7 protein-coding genes are annotated in these 9,843 nt (G+C 66.7%); 2 read left to right on the top strand and 5 right to left on the bottom strand.

The annotated features are described in order from the left end of the window. Positions 1-43: 43 nt before the first annotated feature. From tssK to APM_RS01850, 5 genes are read right to left on the bottom strand one after another with little or no spacing between them, the layout of a single operon-like run. Positions 44-1,375 (bottom strand): type VI secretion system baseplate subunit TssK, encoded by a 1,332-nt coding sequence (tssK, locus tag APM_RS01870; protein ID WP_007421661.1) that lies wholly within the window; start codon positions 1,373-1,375, stop codon positions 44-46. Positions 1,376-1,381: 6 nt separating this feature from the next. Further along, positions 1,382-1,852 (bottom strand): type VI secretion system lipoprotein TssJ, encoded by a 471-nt coding sequence (gene tssJ / locus APM_RS01865; RefSeq protein ID WP_007421660.1) that lies wholly within the window; start codon positions 1,850-1,852, stop codon positions 1,382-1,384. Then, the gene (tagH, locus tag APM_RS01860) at positions 1,849-3,210 is read right to left on the bottom strand and encodes a type VI secretion system-associated FHA domain protein TagH (RefSeq protein ID WP_007421659.1); all 1,362 of its coding nucleotides are present in this window, start codon (positions 3,208-3,210) and stop codon (positions 1,849-1,851) included. Before tagH ends, tssJ begins: the two co-directional genes overlap by 4 nt. Then, the gene (locus APM_RS01855; protein WP_007421658.1) at positions 3,207-3,788 is read right to left on the bottom strand and encodes a DUF6931 family protein; all 582 of its coding nucleotides are present in this window, start codon (positions 3,786-3,788) and stop codon (positions 3,207-3,209) included. Before APM_RS01855 ends, tagH begins: the two co-directional genes overlap by 4 nt. Positions 3,789-3,804: 16 nt before the next feature. After that, positions 3,805-5,745, bottom strand: coding sequence for a type VI secretion system Vgr family protein (locus APM_RS01850; RefSeq protein WP_007421657.1), 1,941 nt, complete (start codon positions 5,743-5,745; stop codon positions 3,805-3,807). Positions 5,746-6,148: 403 nt separating this feature from the next. Here APM_RS01850 and APM_RS01845 point away from each other — a divergent pair, with 403 nt between their 5' ends. Then, positions 6,149-7,876, top strand: a complete 1,728-nt coding sequence (locus APM_RS01845) for a ShlB/FhaC/HecB family hemolysin secretion/activation protein (RefSeq protein WP_013640546.1) — start codon at positions 6,149-6,151, stop codon at positions 7,874-7,876. 20 nt (positions 7,877-7,896) lie between these two features. Next, a partial coding sequence (locus APM_RS01840) for a filamentous hemagglutinin N-terminal domain-containing protein (RefSeq protein WP_007421655.1) occupies positions 7,897-9,843 on the top strand: 1,947 nt, incomplete at its 3' end.

Raw genomic sequence — 9,843 nt, 5'->3', positions numbered from 1 at the left:
ATCGTCTGGTTCGGCAAACGGATTGTCGCTCATGCCACCCTCTTCAGCCGCGGATCGCCCAGAGTTCGAGTTTCAGCCCCGGAAATTCGCCGGATACGTGCAGTGCGAACGCGCCTGAATTCTGCATCTGCTGCCAGTGCGGACTGCCGCGATCGAGCTCGAAATAGGTGGCGCCGGCATAGAAAGGGATCTGCCGGGGCGCCACCGGGAGCGGCCGCACCGAGATGCCGGGCAGCGCGACGTTGACCAGTTCGCGGATATGCTCGACGGCGCCGATCTTCACCTGCGCGGGGAACAGCCGGCGCAGGGTCTCGGCCGGCACGTCGGCCTGCACGGTCAGGACGAAATTCGCGGCGCGCAGGATGCTGCGGTCGACGATCGGGCCGACATGAACGCCGTGGCGCCGCTCCTGCAGCGGGATCGGCACGGCGTTCTGTTCGATGACCGCGGAAAGGGCCCGCCGCAGATCGGCGACGACCGGCGCGAAGCTGCGTTGCAGATCGTCGTGCCGGTAACCGGGATAGGCGGTGGGCCGGCGGCTGCCCTCGATGAAGGTGGCGAACTCGCCGGCCATCGAGACGAAGGCGGAATAGAGGGTCTCCGGATGGATCACGGCGGCGTCGGCCCAGTGCTGAAGCATCGCCTGCCAGCGGTTGATCGCCTGGAGCAGCATGAAATCCTGCACCTCGGCGACGCCGCGCGTGCCCGGCGCGTTGAGCCGGGCGGCGAGCGCCTCGCCACGCTGGTGGATCATGCCGGAGAATTCGGCGATCAGCCCGGCGAGCGGCGGCGCCGCGTGACAGACCAGCGCCGGCGGGATCCAGCGGTCATCCAGCGTCACGCGCCGGTCGGCCGAAACCTCGACGATCCGCGCGACCGGCAGGCAGAGGAAGCCGGCGCGGTCCTCGCTGTCGAGGAGATAGCGCAGGCGCAGCCGGGCGATCAGCAGCTCCGCCGGCTCGGGCGAGGCGGAATGCGTGTCGTAGGCCTCGAAGCGGGCGGCGCCGTAGCGTCCCTCGGTGCTGCCGTCTTCCGCGGCGATCTCGGCGGCGCCGGGCTGGCGCACCGGCAGCGCGAGGTGAAGCAGCATGTTGCGCGTGTTCTCGGGCACCTCGAACGGCGGCGGATGATCGGCCTCGCCCGGCAGGGAGAAGCAGGTTCCGTCCTCGAACACGCCTTCAGCCTCGGCCAGGGCGAAACGGCCGGTGCCGAGCAGTTCCCGGTTGACCGCGAGACGGGAGATTCCCCACGGATAGGGCCGCAGCGCCGCCACCCGGCCGCGCACCTGGGCTTCGAGCCAACGGTCCTGTTGCTGGAAATGCTGCGAGCGCAGGAACATGCCTTCCTGCCAGACGACCCTGTTGGTCCAGCTCATCGACGTTCAGCCCTTCGGTTTGGTTGGGACGAGCTTGGCGTCCAATCCGTCGATCCGCAAGGTCAGCGCGTTCGTTTCATGCGCCTTCACCGGCGCGACGAGGCGCCATGTCGCCCGGTCGATCGCCCGGAAGAACACGGCGATGCCGATCGACTGCGCCTGATCCGGCAATTTGTGCGTCAGCTTCACCGTGGCGCCGGGCGCGACGATCGTCTGCTCCGACGGACCGGCGAGGTCGCTGCCGAGCAGCGACGTGGCCTTGCCGAGCAACGAATACGGGTCGGCGGCATTGAACTTGCCGGCGGTGACCAGCGGGTAGACCCGCACGGCCACCGGCTCGGCAGTGCCCGAGGCATCGGGGTTCTGGTTGGCCCCGCCCGTGATGGTCAGCGACAGCACCGCCGGCGGCTTCGGCGGCGGCGTGCCGCAGCCGGCAAGGAGGACAGGAAGTGCGAGGATGATCGAACGGCGCTTCACGTTTCACTGGCCTCCGCATCCGACAGGGCGCGCTCGTAGGCGCGGGCAAAGGTCTTGCCGAAGACGTTGTCGAAATCGTCGGCAAGGGCCGCGCTGAGCTGGCCATACAATGTTTCATAGGCCTCGAAGGCGCGCGCCTTGCGCTGGGCCGGCAGCAGCGCGCGCGCCGATTCGGCCTCCGCCCGCAGCGGCGCGGGATCGAGCCGGGCGAACAGGGCGCGCACCGCGGCCTGCATGCCGCTCATCACCGCGATCTCGTGCAGGCGGATATCGCGCAGCGCGTCCCGCACCGCCTCCTCGGCCTGCAGGTCGCTGGTGCGGCGGCCGAGGCCGATCAGCGCGGCCATCGCATCGTCGTCATCCGCCGAGAATTTGAGCGGGTTGTTGCCGCGCGCGCGGATCATCGTCTGTTCGATCCGGAATTCGCCCTTGATCGCGGCGCGGGCGATCATCACCTGGCGCAGCCCGCCCACCATGGCGCGGAACAGACCGGCGAGGCGACGCATCAGCAGTTCCGGATCCGCCGGCGGCGGCAGCCCGTCCATGCCCGCGGCCTCGAGAAAGACCCTGAGCAGATCGCCGCCGGGCGCACCGGCCGGTACGGGGGCGGGCGGCAGGGGAGCGGGCGGCGCCGGAGCAGCCGGTGGAGGCGGCTGGATCTCGGCGGGCGGCGGCAGCGGCGAAGGCGCCGTCCATGCCGGGCCGGCCGACGCCGTGTTGGCGCCGGGTTCGAGGCCCAGATCCCAGTCATCGGGCAGAAGTTTCGGCGCCATCGGCGCGGGGCGGAAGACGTCGTTCTGCGCCGGCGAGTGGTCGGGCACCGGCGTCGGGCCGAACAGGGCATCGTCATCCGGCAGGCCGGCAAAGTCGTCGGGCATCGAAATCGAATTGCCGCCGCCGAACCACTCGTCGGATACGGGAGAGGAGGCGGGTGCCGCGGGCTTGGCGAACGGGTCCTCGCCGAACGGATCGGCGAAGGGGTCCGGCCGGGTCGCGGGCGCGGCGCCGAAACCACCGCCGTATCCCGCATCCCCGAAGCCGCGCTCGACGAGACGGGCTTCGATTTCGTAGCTGCCCAGCCGGATCCGGTCGCCGTCGCTCAGCGCGTGAACGCGGCCGGCGCCAAGCGGCTCGATGTCCTGATTGACGAATGTGCCGTTGGTGCTGGTATCGGCGATCTGCCAGGCGCCGGCACGCCAGGCGATCACGCAATGCCGCTTGGACAGCACGCGATCGGGATCGGTGAGCACCCAGTCATTGTCCGGACCGCGGCCGATGCGGAATTCCCCGCCCTCGATGCTGCGGGTTTCCGGCGGGGCGGCATCCGGGCAGCGGAGCACGCTGAGGGTGAGGGTCATTGTTCGGCCTCCGGCGGCAGTCGGCCGACGCCGCCGGCGGCGATCTCACGGGCCGAACGAAGGAAGAGCGCGAGACGGGCCGGGCCGCGCTGCGCGTCCCCGCGCACGGCGGCAAGGGCAACGGCACCGGCCACGGCCACGCCGGTCAGATGCGCAGGCGGCGGCACCGGCGGCTGGTCGGGCGGGGAAATGCTCGGGCCGGACCAGAAGGCGGCGACCGCCGCCCAGGCCTCCGGCGTCTGGAACCCGATCGCTTCCGCCCTGCTCATCGCGGCGCGGCGCCCCTCCTCGTTCTGCTGACGAACCCAAAGCTCGACCGCATCGAGGGTGGCGCGCCCGGTCTCCGCGAGGTCCGCGGGAGCGGTGTGCCGCGCGCACATCGCCGCCCACCAGACCGCCTCGCGCCGCGGCAGCGCATGGGCGAAGCACCGCGTCGCCTCCACCAGGAAGCCGGCTCCCTCCAGCGCGTCGATCAGGGCGGGCACGGTGGCCGCGCCGCCGGCAGCCGCCAGCGCTTCCTCGCCAAGGGCTGCATGGGCGAGTACGGTCTCACGCACGGCTGCCTGTATCTTGTCCATCTTCCGTGCATCCACCTCAGTTCACCATGATGATCCCGCCCTGGAGTTTCAGCATCCCCGAGCCGGAATGCTGCGCAATCGCGCCGCTCGTCGACAGCTCGGCCTGGGCATTGATCTTGATGAGGGTGCCGGAGAGCGTGATGCCCGTCATGTCGATCTTGATGCTGTTTCCGCCCACTTTCAGCGTGATCGACTCCATCGACTCATAGGTGACGGCCCCGGTCACGGATACGGATTGCTGCCCCTGCACCGACACGCTCTGCTTGCCCTTGACCGTGACGGACTGGTTGCCATCGACCGTCTCGGAATGGTCCTGCTTGACCTCGAAGGTACGATTTCCTTTCACCGTCTCGGTCTGGTTGCCGTCCACGGTGATCGCCTCGTCCTTCTTGACGGTCACCGTGCGGTTGTTGCCGATCGTGCGGGTTTCATCATGCTCGACCTCGACCGTATAATCCCGCTCCGCATGCAGCAGGACAACCTCCGACCCCTTGGTATCGTCGATACTGAATTCGCTGTAGTTCGACGTCCCGCCACTCTTGGTTGAGCGGGAGCGGAATCCCGCCTTGTTCTGCTCGGCGGGGAGATTGAACAGGCTGACCTGGCCGGAGTTGTAGAAGGAACCGATCACGACCGGCCGGTCGATGTCGCTCTCGAGGAAGCTGATGGCGACCTCCTGGCCGATGCGCGGAAGGAACTGGAACCCCCAGCCGGCGCCGGCCCAGGGCTGGATCACGCGAACCCAGCAACTCGAGTTCTCGTCCTTCTTGCCGCGCGTGTCCCAGTTGAACTGAACCTTCACCCGGCCGTACTTGTTCGTGTAAATTTCATCGCCCGAGGGCCCGACGACGAGGGCGGACTGCAAGCCGGCGATCTGCGGCTTCGGCAGGAGTTCCGGCCGCCAGGGAACCGATGCGTCGAACAGGGTGAATGCGACATCGACGGTGGCCGTCCCTCCGCCGATGCCGGCGTGATCGGTCACGCTGAGCGCGGCCGCCGCAATGACGTAATCGCCGATGCCGAAGGGATCGCCGGTGATGGTGACGGCGTTGCCGGGAGCGAGCATCGACGGGGTGTTGCCGCCACCGGCGAACAACCCGGCACGAACCTCGGCCGCCTCGTTCTGATGGCGCACCTGCTGTCCGATCGCCTCCTTGACGGGATTTTCCGACGGGTAGCGATAGAATTTGCGGGTTGCCGCCCCCTTCGCCTTGAGCACGGTATCCGCATCGGAGACGAGGCCGGTGGATGCCGTTTCATAGTTGTAGTCATTCCCGATGAACTTGCCGATGGTCGTGCTGTCGGCGCGGCTGAGCGTATGAACCCCGACTTCGGTCGCGGTCTGCCCGGCGAATTTGACGGCTCCCAACTTGGGGAGAGATTGGGAGCTGCTGGCGACGACGAACTTGTGTCCGGACTTTTCGTGGACGAAATAATAGAAAAGCCCATCGCGCGCGAGGATGCGATTTATGAAGTCCAGATAAGTCTCATTGAACATGACTGTATAGTCATAGCTCGTCCCGCCACTCGGCAGCTCGTATGAAGTAATCTCGAATTCGTCCAGAACTTCCTTGACGATGGCAACGGCGGTCTTGTTCTGGAATATCCGGCAATCGAGTGTCTGCCCGAGGAACCAGAGGGCGGGAACGACCGTCAGTTCATGATCCCAGAGTTCGAGGCCGGCGGCGATCGCGGTACCGGCCGCGTTGCCGGGCTTCTGGACCACGGACGAGACGAGGCCATTGATGTAGGTCTGGTTCGTCCCGTCGGACCCGATCGCGACGGTGACCGACGTGTATAGAAGATCGTTCGGATCGAGCCCGCCGGCACCCGCGCGCACCGATAGCGTATACCGGAAGCACTGGCTGAGCGCCGCCTGGCCATTGACCCCGACCAGCGTCAGGACGCCGCTACCAAGCGATGTCTGGAGGTCAAGCAGATCGATATTAGTCGTCATTCCGCCAACCCCCGATCACGATTTGCCCCGGGCGGCGCCGTTCCGCGCCCGCGCAGCAACGCCAGCCCGATACATCATAGCACCGCAAGCCGGCGCGCCGCGTGACCCGCCGCACAGGTATTTTCCATCCAGCCGCCGGACATCCCATTCTTCCTGATAGTTAACAAAGCCGCAGAAGCTACGCAAACTGCAATGGCGAGGAGCGAAAATCCGCACTCCACACTAAATATCGCGCCTTGAATTCAAATTTCTCAATTTCTCAAATTTTGAGGCAGCGTGCGTTAAATCTTTTACGTGGCTTCATATGAATTCGTCGTTCGGTTATACATCCTTAACGACTTAGGGAACGGCGATGCGGATCGGACGGGGCGTAGCGGGCCGGCAGGGATGCCGTGCCGGGATCATGGCATTCGGATTGGCGGTCTTCGGCGCGGCGGGCGCGCACGCGGCCCCGACCGCCTTGCCGACCGTGCCGCAAGTGTCGCCCCTGCAACATATCATGCCGCATGCCGCGCCGAATCTCGGCCAATCATTGCCGGATTTCCGCCCGGTCGGGCGGGAGGGCGCCGTGCCGGACCAGTCCGTGCCGGTGCACTCCGTCGCCGTGCTGGGGGCAACGGCCTTTTCCCCGGCGCAACTCCGCGCAACCGTCGGCAAGCTGATTGGCGCGGCAACGCCGCTACCGGCGATCGAGGCCGCGCGGCTGCGGTTGCTCGCGCTCTACCGCGGGCATGGTTACGTGCTCACCGCGGTATCCGCGGAAATCAACAGATCAGGCGACCTCCGCTTCATCGTCACCGAGGGCCACATCGTCAGCGTCAAGCTGTCGCGGAATATCGGTCCGGTCGGCACGCTCGTCCTTGGCTTTCTGGACCACCTCACCCACGAGCGGCCGGTCCGGCAGGCCTCGCTTGAACACTGGCTGCTGCTCGCGCAGCAGATACCGGGCGTGGCGGTCGGCGCCGTTCTGCAGCCCAATGCCGCGGCGCCCGGTGCGCTCACCCTGGTGGCCGACGTCGTCCGCCGGCCGTTCTCGGCCCTTGTGACCGCCGACAACCGCGGCTTCGACGAGACCGGCCCCGCCGAAGGGCTCGTCGTCGGCGACATGAACAGCTTCACCTCGCTCGGCGAGCAGAGCCAGGCGTCGTTCTTTCACACATCCGGCGGAACCAACAATTTCGGCCAGTTTTCAGAGAGTTTCTTCGCCGGGACGAGCGGCCTTCGCATCGGGATCTACTTCGGCGCCGGCCGGGCCATTCCCTCCGGAACCTTGCGCGAGGTGGGATATCGGGCGCATCTCGACGTGTTCGGTCTCTATGCCAGCTACCCGCTCTGGCTCGAACGTGGTCAGTCGCTTGAACTGAAGGCCCGTTTCGACGGCACGGACAACATCGTCTACACGGCCTCCGGCTTCAGTGGCGCGGAGACGCCCGCTTCGACCGACTCGGTGCGCGCCCTGCGCATCGAACTCGACGAGGCGTTCAGCGATGATGTGCTCGGCGCCGCGCGGCCCGCCCTGACCACCGCCACGCTCGAGGCGTCACGTGGATTGCGGCTTTTCGGGGCGTCCGCGAACGGCAGGTCGAACGCGGGACGCCTCGGGGAACGGTTCGATTTCTGGAAGATCGATCTCTCGCTCGACCGCACCCAGACGCTGTTCAACCCCTGGCGGAATGCGAGCGTCGCCCTCGAAGGGACGTTTGGCGGCCAGTATTCGCCCGACATCCTGCCCTCCTCCGAAACCTTCTATCTCGGCGGCAACCATATCGCCCAAGGCTATTATTCCGGGCAGGTGACCGGCGACGACGCTCTTTATGCAAGTGCCGAGCTTCAACTCAACACACCGCTCAATCTGCGGTTGCTGGGCCGACATTTTTTCATCGGGTCACAATTCTACACCTTCTACGACTGGGGCCAGGTCTGGCAGAATGAGCCGAGAACGCTGGGACAGAAGCCGAACGACAAGCGGCTCGCCTCGTTTGGCGGTGGGGTCCGGTTACGCCTGACGCGCCGGATCGAATTCGATATCGCCGCCGTGCACCGTTTCGTCACGCAGTTGCAGCCGCCGGCGAGCGGCGTGCCGCCGCTTCGAGAAACGGCTGTCTACTGGGGCGTGCTCGCACGCTATTGATGGGGCAAGGATGCGCGGGAATGACGAATAGCCAGCATCGGATCGCCGTCTCCCGTCCGGGCCGCCGTGCCGGCCGCCGGCGGTTGCTGCTCGCCTCGACAGCGCTGACCGCGGCCCTGCTCGCCCCGTCCCAGGGCCGCGCGGGGCAACCGGCGCCGATGACGACGCCGCAGGGCGGCACCGTCGTCGGCGGCTCGGCGACGATTTCCCAGGCACCCGGCACGACGACGATCACCCAGACCAGCCAGCGCGCCGCAATCGACTGGCAGAGCTTCAATCTCGGGTCGAAGGCGCGCGTCACCTTCAACCAGCCGAACGCCCAGGCCATCGCGCTCAACCGGGTGATCGCCAACAATCCCTCGATCATCGCCGGGCGGATCGACGCCAACGGGCGCATCGTGCTGGTCAACCAGGATGGCGTCGTGTTCACGCCCGGCTCGGAAGTCAACGCCGAAAGCCTCGTCGTCAGCACCTCGGGGATATCGCCGAAAAACTTCATGGCGGGCAAGCTGATCTTCGACCAGCAGCCAAAGCCCGGCGCCCGCATCGTCAACGACGGGCGGATCACGATGAAGCAGGCGGGCCTCGCCGCTTTCGTGGCGCCGGAGGTGATCAACCGGGGGACGATCACCGCGCAGCTTGGCCATGTCGTGCTCGCCGGGGCATCGGCCTTCACGCTGAACCTTTCGGGCGATGGGCTGATCTCGATCAACGTGACGCAGGCGGTTCGGCAGATCGACCTCGGCGGCCGGAAGGTCACCGCACTGGTGACCAACGAGGGAACGATCATCGCCAATGGCGGGCACATCACCCTCACGGCGCGGGCGGTGGACGGGTTGATCCAGCAGCTTCTCGATGTCGGCGGCACACTCAGGGCCGACAGCGTTGGCCGGCAGCCCGGCGCGATCACCATTCAGGGAGTCGGCGGCGACCTCCAGGTTGCCGGCCAGCTACTGGCACGGGGAGAGACGCCTGGCAGTTCCGGCGGAACGATCGCCGTCGATGCGACAGGCAATGTGAGCGTGGCCAGCACCGCGCGGATCGATGCCTCGGGCCCGGCGGGCGGCGGTGTCGTGGCGCTCGGCACCGATGCGGCGCGCGCGTTGCAGGGACCATCCGACACAACGGCGCCGAAGGCCGCGCGGGTCGCGATCGCCCAGGGGGCGACAATTTCCGCCGATGCAACACGGAACGGCAATGGCGGCCGAATCACCGTTCTTTCGCGCGACAGAACGACGGCGGCCGGCACGATTTCCGCCCAGGGCGCGGGGAATGGCGACGGTGGCCTGATCGAAATCTCCAGCGACGGCGTGATCTCCCTCTCGGGAACCGACACCACCTTCGCACCCAGCGGGCGCAACGGCACCATCCTGCTCGATCCGCAGACCCTCATCGTCACGTCGTCGAGCGGCACTCCGAGTGCGGGCACGACCACCACGTCCGGTACTCTCACGGTCGGCACGGACAGTAGCACGTCTTCCTATATCGATGCATCGATACTGGATTCGCAGACCGGCGCGGTCGAACTCAGCGCATCGTCCCTGATTTCGATTGCCTCGGCCATTTCGAGTTCGTCGATCTCCACACTGGCGATGAATTCCGGCGGCGATATTCGTATTGCAGCGCCGGTGACGCTTACCGCCGGATCAATCGAGGCAACAGCCAACGGGACCATCGAGGTCAGCGGCGCTCTTGGCGCGAGCAGCATCTCTGGCGCGAGCAGCATCTCGCTGCTCGACACTACCAGCAGCCCAACCAACAAAATTGACATCAACGCCAACATCGACGCCCAAACCCTCAGCCTCGATGCCAGCGGAGGCACCATCTCCAATGCCGGCTCCGTCTCCGGCTACGTCACCGCCTCGACCCTCGATGCCACCGCAAGCCTCGTCGCCCTCACCGGCAGCAACTCCATCACCACTCTCGGTAGCGTCAACGTCGGCACCCTCACCCTCGACGATAACGCA

It is taken from the genome of Acidiphilium sp. PM (assembly GCF_000219295.1).
Lineage (GTDB): Bacteria > Pseudomonadota > Alphaproteobacteria > Acetobacterales > Acetobacteraceae > Acidiphilium > Acidiphilium multivorum.
Note: the sequence above shows the minus strand (reverse complement) of the source record. Positions and strands in the feature narration are given on the sequence as shown.